A 14,489-nucleotide genomic window follows, 5' to 3' on the forward strand; every position below is an offset into this window, starting at 1 on the left:
GGGAGCGGGTGGCGCTTCACAGCCAGCCGCTCCTGCGCAGCAGCCGGTGGACGACGATCACGGCGACGACCATGAGGCACAGGCTCAGCGGGTAGCCGAGCGACCAGTGCAGTTCGGGCATGTGGTCGAAGTTCATGCCGTAGATCCCGGCGATCATGGTGGGGACCGCGATGACGGCCGCCCATGAGGAGATCTTGCGCATGTCGGCGTTCTGCTGCATGGCCACCTTGTTCTGGTCACGCCCGACCAGGGCCAGGTGAGCGCTCAAGGCGCTGGTGAGCAGTTCGTTGTGCTCGTCGACCTGGGAGTCCACGCGCAGCAGGTGGTCCAGGACGTCACGGAAGTGGTCGCGGGTGCCGTCGCACAACGACACCCGGCCCTTCACGATCTCCTCCAGCACGGGCACCAGCGGGTCCTGGGCGGTCCGGAACTCCAGGACCTCGCGCTTGAGCGAGTAGATGTCGGCGGTGACGTCGTCGCGCTCGCCGCTGAAGACGCGCCGTTCCAGCGCGATGAGGTCGAGCTCGACCTCGTGGGAGATCTCGGCGTAGGTGTCGACGACCTGGTCGCAGATCGCGTAGAGCACCCCGGCCGGGCCGGTCGACAGCAGGTCGGGATCGGCTTCGACCCGCCGGCGCACCCCGCCCAGCGGATTGGCCTGGCCGTGGCGGACGCTGATGACGAAGTCGCTCCCCAGGAAGAGGTTGATCTCGCCGACCTCGATGTCGGAGGTCTCCTCGACGTACAGCAGCGGCTTGAGCACCACGAACAGGGTGTCGTCGTAGCGCTCGAGCTTGGGCCGCTGATGGGCGTGGATCGCGTCCTCCACCGCCAGCGGGTGCAGCCGCACCTCACGGGTGATCAGATCGAACTCCTCCTGCGTGGGCTCGTGCAGGCCGATCCACAGGAAGCTGTCGCCTCTGGCCCGGGCGGCGCTGAAGGCTTCGCTGATGTCGCCGCTGACGGTCTCACGCACACCGCCGCGGTAGATGGCCTTGTCCACAATCATGGTGAGATTGTCGCGCGGTCACCGGCGTGCGGTCTCTCGGCCGAGGGCGTCGAGGAGCGCGCGCTCGCGCCCGGCGCTGAGGCCGGCGCGTCGTTCGCGGCCGAGGCCCTGCTCGCGTTCCCAGGCCAGCGTGGCGGACACCAGCTCGGCCCGGGGCCGATGGCGCAGCCCAGCCGCCTGCGCCGCGGCGCCGCTCCTGGCCGACCATCCTTCCCAGCCCGGTTCGACCAGCCACATCGGCAGCGACTCGGCACCCATGTACTGGGTCACGCCCTGCTCGAGCAGCCAGGCCGATCCGGCGGTGACGACCGGGCCGGTGTGCCCGCCGGCGGTGCGGCACAGCTCGATCCACTGGTCGAACGGGACGACGGGACCGACGGCGTTGTAGGTGCCGGTGGTGCCGCGCTCCGCCGCGTCGAGCAGCCAGGCGGCGAGGTCGCGTACGTCGATGACCTGCGTCGGCTCGTCCGGCGTGGCCGGAACCAGCATCGGCCCGTGCGGGTCGCGCGCGGCACGGGCCACCCAGTAGCCGGAGCGCCCGCTGTGGTCGCCCGGGCCGCCGATGAGACCGGCGCGGGCGATGAGGAGGCGGTCACCCACGGCGGCCGCCGACGCCTGCTCGCAGGCGACCTTCGCCTCGCCGTAGAGTGCGCGGTCGGCCTCGGCGCGGTCGGTCGGAGCCAGGAGGGGCGCGGACTCGTCCATGCCCGGCTCGGCGTGGGAGGCGTAGGCGTTGCCGGAGGAGACATAGGCCCAGTGGCGGGCCCGGCCGCCCAGCGCGGCGAGCGCCTCGCGCACGAAGCCCGGCTGCCACGACACCTCGATGACCGCGTCCCAGTCGCGGTCGAGCAGCGGCGCGTACGCCGAAGGGTCACGCCGGTCGGCGGTGACCAGGGCCGCGCCGTCGGCCACCGGCCCGCTCTCGCCGCGCGCCAGGCACGTCACCTTGTGCCCGCGCTCGATCGCCTGCCGGGAAACCTCCCGGCCCACCCACGCTGTCCCGCCCAGAACCACGATGTCCATCCCGCCACCCAAGCACCGCGAGCGTCCAGGCGCCCAGGCGGGTTCACCGACAGCGGACGGGGTTCGCTGTCAGCGCACGGTAGGCGCGCCTAGTAACCCGACGGGCGCACCAGCCCCGTCTCGTACGCGTAGACGGCCGCCTGGGTGCGGTCACGCAGCCCGAGCTTGACCAGGATCCTGCTCACATGGGTCTTGACGGTCTGCTCGGAGACGACCAGGCCCGCGGCGATCTCCGCGTTCGACAGGCCCTGGGCGATCAGCGACAACACCTCGGTCTCGCGTTCCGTCAGGTCGCCCACGCGCTCCTTCAGCGGGGCGCGCGGCGCGCCGCTCACCCGGGAGAACTCGGCGATCAGGCGTTTGGTGACGTTCGGCGCGAGCAGGGCGTCCCCGGCCGCGACCACCCGCACCGCGTGGGCCAGGTCGGCCGCCGACGCCTCCTTGAGCAGGAAGCCGGAGGCACCCGCCCGCAGCGCCTCGTAGACGTAGTCGTCCAGGTCGAAGGTGGTCAGGACCAGGACCTTCGCGGTCGCGTCCGGCTGCCCGGCGATGCGGCGGGTCGCCTCGATGCCGCCCAGCTCGGGCATCCGCACGTCCATGAGCACCACGTCGGGCTCCAGCTCGGCGACCTTCGCGACGGCGTCGAGGCCGTTGACGGCCTGGCCGACGACCTCGATGCCGGGCTCGGCGTTGAGCAGCACGGTGAAACCCTGACGGACCATCACCTGGTCGTCGGCTATGAGCACGCGGATGCTGGTCATGGGGTGGCCTCGATGCCTTTCTCCGCGTCTTCACCCGTGTCCTTCTCCGTGCCGACCGGCAGGAACACGCTGACCTCGTAGCCGCCGTCCGGCGTGGGCCCCGCGACGAGGTCGCCGCCCAGCATGGCCGCGCGCTCGCGCATCCCCAGCAGCCCGTGACCCGCCCCGGGCGAGGACGGGACCGGCGCGCCGGGCGCGGCGTTGACGACCCTGAGGCCGAGGGCGTCGGGCCGGTAGGAGAGCCGGACCGTCACGGGCGTGTCCGGCGCGTGCCGCATGGCGTTGCTGAGCGCCTCCTGCACGATCCTGAACGCCGACAGCTCCACCCCGGGCGACAGCGGGCGCGGCGTGCCCGCGATCTCGGTGGTGAGGGCCACACCCGCGCCGCGCACGTTCGCGAACAACTCGTCGAGCCGGTCGAGCGTGGGCTGCGGCGCCTCCCCGGGCGGGTCCTGCGCGCGCAGGACGCCGAGGACCCGGCGGAGCTCGGTCAGCGCCTCCACGGCGTTCTCGCGGATGCCCGCGAGGTTCTCCTTCAGCTCGTCGGACGGGTTCGTCACCAGGTGCGGCGCCACCTGCGCCTGGATGGAGATCACCGCCATGTGGTGCGCGACCACGTCGTGCAGCTCGCGGGCGATCCTGCTGCGCTCCTCCAGCAGCGTGCGGCGGGCCCGCTCCTCGGCCGTCAGCTCCTCCTGCGCCTCCAGACGGGTACGGGTGGTCCTGAGCGCGCGCACCCCCGCCCCGACCGCGACCGCGGTCGCGTCGACCACCGGGGCCACCAGCACTCCGCCGCTCCCGTTGCTCAAGGGCAGGAACACGACGCAGAGCGCGACCGCCAGCGTGGTGATCGCCAGCGCCTGGGCCGCGACGCGGGGGCGCACCCGCAGTGCCAGCAGGAACATCACACCGGCCTGCAGCGCGATGCCGGAGCCCGTCCACGGGTACGCCACCGCGTCGTGGATCACGGGCCTGACGAGGGCCAGCTCGTGCGAGGTGATCATCCAGGGGAAACTCTCGGTCCACGGAAGGTAGGTCATTCCCGTACGCGCCCCGATGACCATGACGGCGATCGACGCCCACCAGGCGGGCAGCGGGCGGGACATCGCCAGCACGAGGGCCGCCGCGTGGATCATGGCGAGCAGCGGAACCGTCGGGTCGATGCCCTCCCCTTCGGGGAACAGGCCCATGACCAGCGCGTAGAGGATGACGAGGACGTGCGGGAGGCGGGACAACCCGCGCGGGCGCGACATGCGGGGAAGGGGGTCGGAGCGGGTCGTCCACAGGTCCGCGCGTACGGCGCCGAGGGCTCGTCGTAGCCTGCCCACCTCGTCCACGCCCTCTCTGCCCTCAACCCGCCCCCGGTCAGGATGATCCAGCATGCGGGCGCTCCGCAACCGGTCCGGCGGGCGATCGTGCCCGCTCGTGTCGGCGGAACGCCGCGCAGCACACCAGCAGCGCCACCGCGAACGCCGGAAGCCAGGCCACCCGGGCGAGCACCCAGTCCGGCCCGTCGGGGACGGTGTGCAGCCCGGTCCACGGCGTCGTGCCCGCGGCGAGCAGGGCGACCGAGGCGACCGCGATCATCGCGGTCTGGTGCCACAGGAAGATCGTCATCGCCGCCAGGTTCGCCAGCGCCACCGCGGCCCAGGCGGCGGGGCGGCGCAGCAGCCGCCGCAGCGGGCCGAGCAGCAGCAGGGCCGCGCCGCTCTGGGCGATCCCGAAGGTGACGGCCGCCAGCGAGGGCGGGTCGAGGTTGGACCGCGGCGCACCCGGCACGCCGACCATGGTGGCGGGGTAGCCGCCCCAGCCGACGAGCGCGACGGCGGCGGCCCCGCCGCCGAGCAGCAGCGCCCACCCGGTCGCGCGCCCTTTCAGGCGGTCACGGGCCCGGGCCGCCCCGATGCAGTACGGCACCAGCCACCCGGCCGCCACGCTGACCCACCACAGCGAGCCGCCCACGAGCCCGGCCGGCGGTTCCTCCGCGAGACCGCCGAACCTGACCAGGTCGGCGCCCGCGACCACGGCGAACGGCCAGGCCGGGTGCAGCCTCGACACCAGCGGGGTCGCCGCGGTCAGCGCCGCGAACACCAGCAGGAACCACATCGGCGACAGCACGAGCTTGACCAGCGCCTGCACGCCCTCCAGCCGCGCCCCGCCGGCCAGCATCACCAGGGCCACCACCGCCCACACCGCCAGCACGACCACCGCAGGCCGGAACAGCCGGGCCACCCGCCCGGCGAGCCACCGCCCGTACGGCATGCCCTCCGCACGGGCACGGACGTGGGACCGCGTCCCCACCAGCCCGCCCACCAGGAAGAAGACCGCCAGAGTCTGGAACACCCACGACAGCGGCGCGAGCTGCGGCATGTGCCGCAGCGGGCTGGCGACCCGCACGGTCCCGCTCTCCACGACCAGCGCGGTCACCATCCAGTGCCCGGCCACCACGCCGAGGATGGCCAGGGCGCGCAGGGCGTCGAGGGCGCGGTCGCGGCCGGCCGGGGTCGCGGCGTCGATCCGCGTGGCGAGGTCACGCATCCGTGCGGGTCGCGCGGACGCGGTCCGTGCGGTGAGGTCACGCATCGGCGCCGGCCGGCCCGGACACGATCCGCGCGATGCTCTCCAGCGCCTTCGATCCGGATGCCAGGTAGTCGCTGTGCCCGCCCCCGCCCGCCGCGAAGATCCGGGCGCCGAACCGGGGCGAGACCGGGTCGGCGCCGAGCCCCACCGTGACGAACGGTAACGCGACCGACACATGCGGCACGCCCGCGACCCAGTCTCCGGCCGTGCGCCCCGCCCACACCGTGGCCGGGGTACGCATCGCGGCGGCGTCGGGCACGCCCGCGCCTGGGCTGCCGGACAGGACGATGCCGGCGACGTCCAGCCCCGGCGCGGCCAGGCCGCACACCGCGGAGCCGTAGGAGTGGCACAGGAGCGTGATCCGGGCGTCCGGCCTGGCCGCGCGCAGCTCCCGTACGAAGGCGCGCAGGCGGGGAGCGGCCTCGGCGGCGCGGTGCGGGGTCACCGCCTGGAGGCTCACGCTGCTCGGCGTGGGGTAGCCGAGCCAGGCGACCACGGCCGACCGGTCGCCGAGCGCGTCATGGAGGCGCAGCGAGCCGCCGCGCAACATCCCGTACTTGTCCAGGTCGACGCCGGCGCCCGGGACCATCACGGCGATCCGCTCGGCGGCGGCCAGGTCGCCGAGAACCTCCACGGTCCTGCCGCCGTCCCGGCCGTCGAAGGCCAGGAACCGCCGCGCGGGATCGGCCATCTCCCGTAGCCGGGCGGCCCGCCACCGGTGGCCGTGCCGGGCGGCCGTCCGTTCGGCGGCCAGGATCTCCGCGCGGGCGGACGCGTACCGCCGGGCGAGCTCGGACGGGGTCGCGGCGGCCAGCGGGGCCACGAAGGCGGGGGCGGGCGCCGGAACCGCGCCTGGGCGGGTCACGCCGCTGATCGGTCCCGCCACCGAGGCGGTGACGAGCGCGGTGAGCAGGACGCGGCGCAGGCTGCCTCGCCGGCGGGTCGCCATGGGCGGTGATCCTTCCGTGCCGGAGACGTACTCGGGCCTCGAAGGTATGGATCACCGCGGCTAGCCGGCGTCCCGCTGCGGGGTGCACCTCCGGCGTAGCTCTGACGTATTACGGGGTGCAGACTCCGCGCGTGCCGGTCAGCGCGCCGGTGACAGCAAGGGCTGCCGCTTGCTCGGGACGCGCCGGCGGGTGGTGCCGTCAGGAAGGGTCTCCTCGAAGGTGAACGGGAGCCCGGCCGCGATGGACGGGTGCGCGTTGTCCATGAGCTGGAAGTGCAGATGCGGCTCGCTGGAGTTGCCCGAGTTGCCGCACTGCCCGATCAGCTGCCCGGCCTCGACCCGCTCACCCTTGCGGACCTGGACCGAGCCGCGCTTGAGGTGGGCGAACGCGGCGTACACGCCGTCGCCGAGGTCGAGGACCACGTGGTTGCCGAGCACGCCGCCCGGGCCGGCCAGCTCGCGTACGACTCCCTCGGCCATGGTGTAGGCCAGCGCGGGCCAGGAGTTGCGGCTCAGGTGGTCGCGCCAGAAGTCCCTGGCGGCGACGACGGTGCCGGCGGCGGGCGCGTAGATCGGGCGGCCGAAGCCGGGGAACGTCTCGGGGCGGCTCATCAACGGCGCGCGCACCACGGCCTTCCACTCGGTGTCCTCGTCCGGCCAGTTCACCAGGTCCACCGCGTACGTCTGGCCGTAGGCGTGCAGGCCGTGGCTGGGCACCTTGTCGGCCGGGCTGTTGACCGCCAGCCAGCGTCCCCGCACGGGGCTGGCGACCGGGATCGGCGCGCGTTCGACGGAGCCCGCGGGCAGGAACATCGAGGCGAAGCCGGCCAGGAACAGGATCACGCCCGCCACGCTGAGCAGGGGGACGTGGTGGACGAACTCGCCGATCGCCAGGAGCAGGCCGATGATGATCATCGGCATCCGGATCCGGGCGAGGATGACCGGGAACATGACGTCCTCTCGGTGGGGGATCACGTCTGCCGCCGCCACGCGGGCGGCGGCAGGAGAGCTACCCACGTCGCGGGCACACAGTCGTACGGGCCCTCGGCGGCGGCCCAGCAGGCGGGACCAAGTGGAGAAACTTGCCGGGACCTTGCCGGACCCCTGGCGGGAAACGCCGCGCCGGCCGCGCGGGACCACGGTGGAATGGGCGGTGTCGTGGTACGCGGGGGGAAGGCGGGGTGGCGGGATGGCCGGAGTGCTCGATCGGATCCGCGCCGGCCGGGAGTCCGCCGGTCTGGCGCTGGTGGCCGACGCCGGCGCCGTCGTCGAGGCCGCGGCCGCCATGGCCGGGCGGTTCCGGCGGGGGAGCAGGCTGCTGACCTTCGGCCGGGGCGCGGCGGCGGCCGACGCGGCGCACGTGGCGGTGGAGTTCAGCCACCCGGTGATCGTCGGCAAGCCCGCGCTTCCCGCGCACTGCCTGGGCGGCGAGCCCGGCCTGCTGCCGGTGCTGGGGCGGCCGGGTGACATCGCCGTGGGCGTGCTCCCGGCCGCGGGCGACTTCGCCGCCGCTCTCGAGCTGGACATGCTGACCGTCGCCCTGGTCGCGAACGCGACCCGCGACACGCCTGCCACAGCGGCGGGCGCGCCGGCGGGTGTCGCGGCCGAGCACGTGCTGGCCGCGCACAGCGATGATCCGCTGATCGTGCGGGAGATCCACATCACGGTGTACCACCTGCTGTGGGAGCTGGCGCACGTGTTCCTGGAGTCGGAGGAGGGCACGTGACCGGCGGTGGCGACGAAGGGGCGGCACCGTTCTGCGACTCGTGCGTGACGTGCGGCGACGTCGCCGTGCGCGTACGCGTCGCCGGCCTGCTGCCCGGCGGGCTGGCGCTGGTCGGCACGGGCACGGGCACGGGCACGGGCACGGGCACAGGCACGGGCACGGGCAGCACAGGTACGGGTACAGGCGGCGCGGGCACAGAGGCGGACGCGGGTACGGAGGAGATCAGCGTGGCGCTGGTCGAGGCGCGCGTCGGCGACACCGTGCTGGTGCACGCGGGCGAGGCGATCGCCGTGGTGGAAAGGGCAGGCGCATGACCGAGACGATGTACCCGTTCCTGCGGCGCGACCCGCTGGACGTGCGGGCGTCCACCGAGGAGAAGGCCCGCGTGAGCCTGGAGCTGCGGCGCCGGGTCCTCGACGAGCTGTCGACGCCGCTGGCGGTGGCCGCGGCGGAGCTGGCGGCCGCGTTCCGCGCCGGCGGGCGGCTGTTCGCCTTCGGCAACGGCGGCAGCAGCACGGACGCGCAGTCGGTGGCCGACCTCTGCACCGCCCACGGCCTGCCGGCGGTGTCGCTGACCGGCGACACGGCGCTCGTGACGGCGCTCGGCAACGACGTCGGGTTCGACGTGGTGTTCGCCCGCCAGCTCGCCGCGCTCGGCGGTCCCGGCGACATCGCCTGCGCGCTGTCGACCAGCGGCGGCTCGGCGAACGTGCTGCGCGGCCTGGCCCAGGCCAGGAGCCAGGGCATGACGACCGTCGGCTTCGCCGGCTCGGGAGGCGGGCGCATGGCCGAGGAACGGCTGGCCGAGCACCTGTTCGTCATCCCGTCGTCGTCGGTGCACCGGATCCAGGAGGCGCAGGCGACGCTCTACCACGTGCTGGCCGAGCTGGTCTCAGCAGATGCGCGGTAGCGGATCGCCCACCAGAACGTCGACCACCCGGGTGCCGCCGAAGGCGGTGCGCAGCAGCACCAGTCCCGGCGGGTCGGCGGCGACCGTCCCGACGATCGCGGCCTCGGCGCCCAGCGGGTGGGCGCGCAGCGTGTCGAGGGCCTCCCCGGCGTGCTCGCCGTCGACCACGGCCACGAAGCGGCCCTCGCAGGCGACGTAGAGGGGATCGAGGCCGAGCAGCTCGCACACCCCGGTCACCTCCGGGTGCACGGGGACCTGGTTCTCCTGCAGCACCACGGCCACCTCGGACGCGCGGGCCACCTCGTTGAGCACGGTGGCGACCCCGCCCCGGGTGGCGTCCCGCAGGGTTCTGACGTGCCGCGGCAGCGCCTCGAGCAACGCGGCGACGATGCCGTGCAGCGGCGCGGTGTCGGACGTGATCGCCGCCTCGATGCCGAAGTCGTCCCTGGCCAGCATGATGGCGGCTCCGTGAGCGCCGATCGGGCCCGACACGATGACCGCGTCCCCCGGCCGCGCGCCCGAGGCCGACAGCGTGACCGGCTGCTCGACGACGCCGACCCCGGCCGTGGTGACGTAGCAGCCGTCGGCCTTGCCGCGCTGGACGACCTTGGTGTCACCGGTGACGATCGTCACCTGCGCCTCCGCCGCGGCCGCCGCCATCGAGGCGGTGATGCGCCGCAGGTCGGCTACGGGGAAGCCCTCTTCCAGGATGAAGCCCGCCGACAGGTGGACCGGGCGGGCCCCGCACATGGCCAGATCGTTCACGGTGCCGTTGACGGCCAGGTCGCCGATGTCCCCGCCGGGGAAGAACAGCGGCGAGACCACGTACGAGTCCGTGGTGAAGGCCACGGGACCGTCGCCGAGCCGCACGAGCGCGCCGTCGTCCAGCGGGGCGAGCATCGGGTTGCGGAACGCCTCCAGGAAGACGGCCTCGATCAGGGTCTGGGTGGCCTTGCCTCCGGCGCCGTGGGCGAGCGTGATGCGCTCCTCCCTGACGACGGGCTTGCGCCGCCGCATCCGCTCGATGCGGTCGAGCACCTGCTGCTCGCGGGTCACGGCCGGCTCGCCTCCCTCGGCTCGCGCGCCGCCGCGCTGATCTGCTCGCGGCTGAACCGCCCGAAGTTGTAGTACGCGGCACACGCGCCCTCGGAGGAGACCATGCACGTCCCGATGGGCGTCTCCGGGGTGCAGGCGGTGCCGAACACTTTGCACTCCCACGGCTTGAGCACGCCCTTGAGCACTTCGCCGCACTGGCACGACCTGGGGTCGGCGACGCGGAGGCCGGGCAGGTCGAAGACCCGTTCGGCGTCGAAGGCGGCGTACTCGTCGGCCATGGCGAGGGCGGAGTGGGCGATGAAGCCGAGCCCGCGCCACTCGAAGTGCGGCCGCAGCCGCATCACCTGGCCCATGGCCGACAGCGCGATGCGGTTGCCGTCCCAGGGCACCACGCGGGCGTACTGGTTCTCCACCTCGCAGCGGTCCTCGGCGAGCTGCCCGAGCAGCATGTGCACCGAGGTGAGGATGTCGAGCGGTTCGAAGCCGGCCACCACCAGCGGCTTGCGGTAGTCGCGGGCGATGAACTCGTACGGCCGGCAGCCGATCACCGCCGAGACGTGGCCGGGGCCGATGAACCCGTCGAGGCGCAGGTCGGGCGAGTCGAGGATGGCCTTGATCGCCGGGATGATCATGACGTGGTTGCAGAAGACGGAGAAGTTGCCCAGACCCTCGGCCGCGGCCCGCAGCACGGTCATCGCGGTGGAGGGCGCGGTGGTCTCGAAGCCGATGGCCATGAACACGACCCGCCGGTCGGGGTTGGCCCGCGCGATCTTCAGCGCGTCCAGCGGCGAGTACACCATCCGGATGTCGGCCCCCGCCGCCTTGGCGTCCAGGAACGACCCCGATCCGCCCGGCACGCGCGTCATGTCGCCGAACGACGTCATGATCACGTCGGGCTGCCGGGCGATGTGGATGGCGTCGTCCACCCGGCCCATCGGGATCACGCAGACCGGGCAGCCGGGGCCGTGCACGAGGTTCACCTCGGACGGCAGGTGGTCCTCCAGGCCGTGCTTGTAGATGGTGTGGGTGTGGCCGCCGCACACCTCCATGAACGTGTACCGGCGCCCCGGCCGGCAGCTCTCGGCGATCCGCTCGGCCAGCGCCCGCGCCCGGCCCGCGTCGCGGTACTCATCGACGAACCGCATCGGTCCCCCTCCGGTCCTTCCGGCTCACACGCCTCACGTGATGTCCGAGCCGCGCAGCGCGTCGAGCTCGTCCGCGTACGGCTGCCCGAGCCCCTGGAGGTAGTCGAACACCGCCTGCGCCTCCCGCTCGGAGATCTTCGACAGCGCGAACCCGACGTGCACGAGCACCCAGTCGCCGGGCCGCAGCCCCTCGTCGGCGAGGAGGCCGACGTTGACGCGCCGGCGCACGCCGCTCACGTCGACGACGGCCAGGTCCTCGTGCTCCTGGGCGAACTCGACCAGCTCACCGGGGATGCCGAGGCACATCGGCCGCCTCCTCGCCGAAGGTGACCGACTCCAGGACCAGCTCGTCGCCGCCGCTGAGGTCGACGCTCCCGTCGCCGCAGAGCGGGCAGGCCGCCAGCGGGTCGGCCGACTCGGAGCGGCCGCCGCACGCGCGGCAGACCACCGTCATCGGCGTGATGACCAGCTCCACCACGGCGTCCTGGACGGCGGTGCCGGCCGCGGCCAGCGTGAAGGCCTGCCCGAAGGCGTCGTCCACGACGGCGTGGCGGGCGCCGACCCGTACCCGTGCGGCCGTGACCGGCCTGCCCGCCGCCCGCTGCTCGATCAGCTCGACCAGGCCCTCGCACATCCCGATCTCGTGCATGCCGTCCTACATTCGCTTGATCTTCATGTACCGGTGGATCTCCGGCCATTGGTGGACGACGATCGCCACCAGCCCGCAGAGCGCGACCAGCTTCACCACGCGCTTCTTCCACATCTCACATCACCTCACTGTGGGTGCGGAGCCCGGGAACCAGGCCCGGCGTTTTCCGCAATCATTTCCATAACCAGGGACTTCACGAGGTCGGCCGCCGTCCCGACCATGGCGCGTACCGGCTCGCTGAGCTCGAACAGCGCCTCGTCGGCGGTGACCGGCTCGCAGCAGACGACCCGCACCAGGGCGGGCAGGTGTCCCATCCGCCTGGCCAGCCGCAGGACGCTGACCGGGTCCATGCCGTGTCCTTCCAGAGGTCCTTCCAGGGGCCCTCCCGAGGACACCTCACCGTCGCCCGGCAGGTCGGGTTCGAGCACGGTGAGCGTGCCGGGCGCGTGGCCGCGTGGCGCCGCGTCCACGAAGATCACGCCCGTGTACGCGCGCTGGAGCGCGTAGGCCAGGTCCATGCCGCGGATGCCGAAGTCGACGACGTCCGCGCCGGGGACGGCGGGCCCTTCGGCCAGGTGGCGGGCCACCTCGACGCCGAAGCCGTCGTCCCCGAGGAAGACGTTGCCGATGCCGGCGACCAGGATCCGGGCGCCGCCCGGCCGCTCCTGGTGCTCGCCCATCGGCTCGATCTCCTCCGCGGAGTAGAAGAACCGGTGCCCGGGCATCCTGGCCTCGCCCAGGTCGCGTCCGGGATCGTCGGCGAGCGTGACCGCGACGTGCAGGGCGCCCTCGTCGTCCTGCTCGACGCTCTCCACGACCGCCACCCGGCCGTCGAGGACGAGGTCGAAGACGTCGGTCCGGCTTCTCGGCCGCAGCCGGACCAGGCTGCCGGGGCCGACCGCCGTCCCGTCCACGATCACCTCGCCGGGGCCGCGCCCGGCCATCCGCGTCCAGAAGTCGTTCATGCCTGTGGCTCCGTCCTGCGCATGAGACCGTGCAGGCGCATCAGGTCCTCGGGAGCGAGCGCGGTGCAGCGGTCGAGGATCGCGCGGGCGCGCGGGTCGCCGTCACGGATCTCCTGCCGCTCCTGGTCGCTGAGCGCGAGCACGCTCAGCGTGAGCAGCTGGTCGATCTCGGTGTTGTCGAAGAGGTCGCCGGGGCTCTCGGGCGCGATCTCCGGGTGGTCGTACAGGATGATCGGCGAGGCCAGGACGGTGTGCCGGTCGCCGTGCGGGCCCACGAGCACCGGCCAGGCGCCCTCGTTGCGGCACGCCTCGGCGTGTTCGCGCAGCTCCGGCGGCGGATCCGTGAGTGAGACGAACCGGGCGCGCGGCGCGTGCAGCACGGTGTGCGCGGAGACCAGCGTGCGGCGCAGCGCGTCGGCGCGGGTGCCCGGACCCCAGGGCGTGGTGTTGACCACCTCCACGGCGATCGCGAACAGGCCGGGTCCCAGCCGCCGCGCGCTCGCCTCGATCCGGCCGCGCAGCGGCTCCCAGCTGCGCACCACCGCGCCCGCCGGCCCGCCCGCCCCGGGGGACAGCCCGGTCGGGGGCCCGGTCGGCGGCCCGGTCGGCGGCTCGACCGGCTCGCCCGGCGGCGCCGCCGCTCGGTCCGTGGCGCCGTCGAGCGCGTGCAGCGGCTCGATCCGGCGTCCGGCGGGCAGGTCGATGGCCGTGACGGCCGGGCCCTGCGCCAGCTCGTCCACGACGAGGCCGGGCATGGTCAGCTCGCGCTCCCGCGCCTCCTCGCCGGGCCGGCGGCCGGGGCCGCCGGCGACCGGCTCGCGGGTGACGACGTGCAGGAACCGCACGCACACGTCGACGGCGTCGCCGGGCTCCGCTTCGACGAGGCATTCCGTACGCATCAGCCAGCGGTTGCCCTCGTGGGCCCGGCCGTACGCCTCCGGGTGCACGCCGCCGATCGTCCAGCGGTGCCGGTTCTTCAGCGACGACTCGCGGTACGGCCACAGCAGGTAGCCCTCGTACAGCACGGCCTGGGCGATCTGCCGTACCTGATCCGTCTGCGGGTCCATGCGCGGTCAGCCTCCGCTCGTTTCCAACAGTGACCTGACCGTGTCGTCCCATCCGAGCAGGGTGTGCCGCACCCGGTGCGCGTACAGGCGGTCGAACGTGTCGCGCTCCAGCCGGATCCAGGCCGTGCGCGGGAAGTGGCGGTCCATGAGCTCCTTCCACGCCCGCACCGGCATGCGGTGGCCCGCCTCGGTGTCCCACGGCAGGCAGGCCGCCTGCAGGCGGCCGCCGTCGAGGTAGAAGACGGTGCCGGTGAACAGGAACCGCAGCGGCACCTCCCCGCCGGGCAGGCCGTGCAGGTAGGTGGCCGCGGCCACGTCGAAGTCGTAGGTGCACGGGACGGTGAGCGTCGCCGGCGTGCTGCCGGTGAAGGCGGGCACGTGGGTGACGGTCCGGGCCCACAGCAGGCTGGACACGTTGCGCCCCCACGTCTCGGGCGGGCCGAACAGCCCTTCGAGCCGCCGTCGCGCGTCCTCGTCGTAGTCGCGCGCGTCGGCGTCGATGCGCAGCTGCGTGGCCAGCGTGAGCGCGCGGACCGGCGCGTCGGCGTGCACGCGCAGCCGGAAGTCCAGGGCGGGCGCGGCGGCAGGAGCGGCCGGCTCGACGCCCTGGACCTCGATCCGCACGGCCGGTGCTGTCGGTGGCATCGTG

At 73.7% G+C, this 14,489-nt stretch carries 17 protein-coding genes; 3 read left to right on the forward strand and 14 right to left on the reverse strand.

Annotated elements, in window-relative coordinates; translation table 11 throughout:
• Positions 1 to 16: 16 nt before the first annotated feature.
• From ABGB14_RS30945 to ABGB14_RS30975, 7 genes are all read right to left on the reverse strand, one after another.
• A complete protein-coding gene (locus ABGB14_RS30945) occupies positions 17 to 1,009 on the reverse strand; it encodes a magnesium and cobalt transport protein CorA (RefSeq protein ID WP_347647363.1) in 993 nt (330 codons plus the stop codon).
• Positions 1,010 to 1,027: 18 nt separating this feature from the next.
• Entirely contained in the window at positions 1,028 to 2,032 is a 1,005-nt protein-coding gene (locus ABGB14_RS30950; protein ID WP_347647364.1) for an NAD-dependent epimerase/dehydratase family protein, read from the reverse strand.
• An 89-nt stretch (positions 2,033 to 2,121) separates the two neighbouring features.
• Complete coding sequence (locus tag ABGB14_RS30955; protein WP_347647365.1) at positions 2,122 to 2,793, reverse strand: response regulator transcription factor; 672 nt, start codon at positions 2,791 to 2,793, stop codon at positions 2,122 to 2,124.
• Positions 2,790 to 4,175: a sensor histidine kinase gene (locus ABGB14_RS30960; RefSeq protein ID WP_347647366.1), complete on the reverse strand. Its 1,386-nt coding sequence runs from the start codon at positions 4,173 to 4,175 to the stop codon at positions 2,790 to 2,792. Before ABGB14_RS30960 ends, ABGB14_RS30955 begins: the two co-directional genes overlap by 4 nt.
• Entirely contained in the window at positions 4,159 to 5,331 is a 1,173-nt protein-coding gene (locus tag ABGB14_RS30965; RefSeq protein ID WP_347647367.1) for an acyltransferase, read from the reverse strand. The genes ABGB14_RS30960 and ABGB14_RS30965 overlap by 17 nt, the downstream gene beginning before the upstream one ends.
• Positions 5,332 to 5,368: 37 nt before the next feature.
• Positions 5,369 to 6,322: an alpha/beta hydrolase gene (locus tag ABGB14_RS30970; protein WP_347647368.1), complete on the reverse strand. Its 954-nt coding sequence runs from the start codon at positions 6,320 to 6,322 to the stop codon at positions 5,369 to 5,371.
• Positions 6,323 to 6,460: 138 nt separating this feature from the next.
• A complete protein-coding gene (locus ABGB14_RS30975; RefSeq protein ID WP_347647369.1) occupies positions 6,461 to 7,273 on the reverse strand; it encodes a M23 family metallopeptidase in 813 nt (270 codons plus the stop codon).
• A 238-nt stretch (positions 7,274 to 7,511) separates the two neighbouring features.
• Between ABGB14_RS30975 and ABGB14_RS30980 the strand changes: the two genes are divergently transcribed.
• Genes ABGB14_RS30980 through ABGB14_RS30990 form a run of 3 tightly spaced genes read left to right on the forward strand, consistent with a single transcriptional unit; the run spans position 7,512 to position 8,958 of the window.
• Entirely contained in the window at positions 7,512 to 8,048 is a 537-nt protein-coding gene (locus ABGB14_RS30980; protein ID WP_347647370.1) for a phosphoheptose isomerase, read from the forward strand.
• Complete coding sequence (locus ABGB14_RS30985; protein WP_347647371.1) at positions 8,045 to 8,362, forward strand: HypC/HybG/HupF family hydrogenase formation chaperone; 318 nt, start codon at positions 8,045 to 8,047, stop codon at positions 8,360 to 8,362. Before ABGB14_RS30980 ends, ABGB14_RS30985 begins: the two co-directional genes overlap by 4 nt.
• Entirely contained in the window at positions 8,359 to 8,958 is a 600-nt protein-coding gene (locus ABGB14_RS30990; RefSeq protein ID WP_347647372.1) for an SIS domain-containing protein, read from the forward strand. Before ABGB14_RS30985 ends, ABGB14_RS30990 begins: the two co-directional genes overlap by 4 nt.
• On the opposite strand, the gene hypE is transcribed toward ABGB14_RS30990, so the two are convergent.
• The 7 genes from hypE to ABGB14_RS31025 all read right to left on the reverse strand — a co-directional run bounded on the left by hypE (position 8,941) and on the right by ABGB14_RS31025 (position 14,485).
• Positions 8,941 to 10,014 carry a hydrogenase expression/formation protein HypE gene (gene hypE / locus ABGB14_RS30995; protein ID WP_347647373.1) on the reverse strand — a complete coding sequence of 358 codons (1,074 nt, stop codon included), beginning with the start codon at positions 10,012 to 10,014 and terminating at the stop codon, positions 8,941 to 8,943. The genes ABGB14_RS30990 and hypE overlap by 18 nt on opposite strands.
• Positions 10,011 to 11,159 (reverse strand): hydrogenase formation protein HypD, encoded by a 1,149-nt coding sequence (gene hypD, locus ABGB14_RS31000; RefSeq protein WP_347647374.1) that lies wholly within the window; start codon positions 11,157 to 11,159, stop codon positions 10,011 to 10,013. Before hypD ends, hypE begins: the two co-directional genes overlap by 4 nt.
• A 33-nt stretch (positions 11,160 to 11,192) precedes the next feature.
• The gene (locus ABGB14_RS31005; protein WP_347647375.1) at positions 11,193 to 11,465 is read right to left on the reverse strand and encodes a HypC/HybG/HupF family hydrogenase formation chaperone; all 273 of its coding nucleotides are present in this window, start codon (positions 11,463 to 11,465) and stop codon (positions 11,193 to 11,195) included.
• Positions 11,443 to 11,808, reverse strand: coding sequence for a hydrogenase maturation nickel metallochaperone HypA (locus ABGB14_RS31010; protein WP_347647376.1), 366 nt, complete (start codon positions 11,806 to 11,808; stop codon positions 11,443 to 11,445). The genes ABGB14_RS31005 and ABGB14_RS31010 overlap by 23 nt, the downstream gene beginning before the upstream one ends.
• A 125-nt stretch (positions 11,809 to 11,933) precedes the next feature.
• The gene (locus tag ABGB14_RS31015) at positions 11,934 to 12,773 is read right to left on the reverse strand and encodes a hydrogenase maturation protease (RefSeq protein ID WP_347647377.1); all 840 of its coding nucleotides are present in this window, start codon (positions 12,771 to 12,773) and stop codon (positions 11,934 to 11,936) included.
• Positions 12,770 to 13,840, reverse strand: a complete 1,071-nt coding sequence (locus tag ABGB14_RS31020; protein ID WP_347647378.1) for a hypothetical protein — start codon at positions 13,838 to 13,840, stop codon at positions 12,770 to 12,772. The genes ABGB14_RS31015 and ABGB14_RS31020 overlap by 4 nt, the downstream gene beginning before the upstream one ends.
• Before the next feature lie 6 nt (positions 13,841 to 13,846).
• On the reverse strand, positions 13,847 to 14,485 hold the full coding sequence (locus ABGB14_RS31025; RefSeq protein WP_347647379.1) for a DUF6084 family protein: 639 nt from the start codon (positions 14,483 to 14,485) through the stop codon (positions 13,847 to 13,849).
• Between the last annotated feature and the right edge of the window lie 4 nt (positions 14,486 to 14,489).

It is taken from the genome of Nonomuraea sp. B10E15 (assembly GCF_039871615.1).
Lineage (GTDB): Bacteria > Actinomycetota > Actinomycetes > Streptosporangiales > Streptosporangiaceae > Nonomuraea.

Bases quoted from the DNA above. Each gene is read 5' to 3' on its own strand.
- ABGB14_RS30945 (WP_347647363.1), bottom strand. From the start codon at position 1,009: ATGATTGTGGACAAGGCCATCTACCGCGGCGGTGTGCGTGAGACCGTC.
- ABGB14_RS30950 (WP_347647364.1), bottom strand. From the start codon at position 2,032: ATGGACATCGTGGTTCTGGGCGGGACAGCGTGGGTGGGCCGGGAGGTT.
- ABGB14_RS30955 (WP_347647365.1), bottom strand. From the start codon at position 2,793: ATGACCAGCATCCGCGTGCTCATAGCCGACGACCAGGTGATGGTCCGT.
- ABGB14_RS30960 (WP_347647366.1), bottom strand. From the start codon at position 4,175: ATGCTGGATCATCCTGACCGGGGGCGGGTTGAGGGCAGAGAGGGCGTG.
- ABGB14_RS30965 (WP_347647367.1), bottom strand. From the start codon at position 5,331: ATGCGTGACCTCGCCACGCGGATCGACGCCGCGACCCCGGCCGGCCGC.
- ABGB14_RS30970 (WP_347647368.1), bottom strand. From the start codon at position 6,322: ATGGCGACCCGCCGGCGAGGCAGCCTGCGCCGCGTCCTGCTCACCGCG.
- ABGB14_RS30975 (WP_347647369.1), bottom strand. From the start codon at position 7,273: ATGTTCCCGGTCATCCTCGCCCGGATCCGGATGCCGATGATCATCATC.
- ABGB14_RS30980 (WP_347647370.1), top strand. From the start codon at position 7,512: ATGGCCGGAGTGCTCGATCGGATCCGCGCCGGCCGGGAGTCCGCCGGT.
- ABGB14_RS30990 (WP_347647372.1), top strand. From the start codon at position 8,359: ATGACCGAGACGATGTACCCGTTCCTGCGGCGCGACCCGCTGGACGTG.
- hypD (WP_347647374.1), bottom strand. From the start codon at position 11,159: ATGCGGTTCGTCGATGAGTACCGCGACGCGGGCCGGGCGCGGGCGCTG.
- ABGB14_RS31005 (WP_347647375.1), bottom strand. From the start codon at position 11,465: ATGTGCCTCGGCATCCCCGGTGAGCTGGTCGAGTTCGCCCAGGAGCAC.
- ABGB14_RS31010 (WP_347647376.1), bottom strand. From the start codon at position 11,808: ATGCACGAGATCGGGATGTGCGAGGGCCTGGTCGAGCTGATCGAGCAG.
- ABGB14_RS31015 (WP_347647377.1), bottom strand. From the start codon at position 12,773: ATGAACGACTTCTGGACGCGGATGGCCGGGCGCGGCCCCGGCGAGGTG.
- ABGB14_RS31020 (WP_347647378.1), bottom strand. From the start codon at position 13,840: ATGGACCCGCAGACGGATCAGGTACGGCAGATCGCCCAGGCCGTGCTG.
- ABGB14_RS31025 (WP_347647379.1), bottom strand. From the start codon at position 14,485: ATGCCACCGACAGCACCGGCCGTGCGGATCGAGGTCCAGGGCGTCGAG.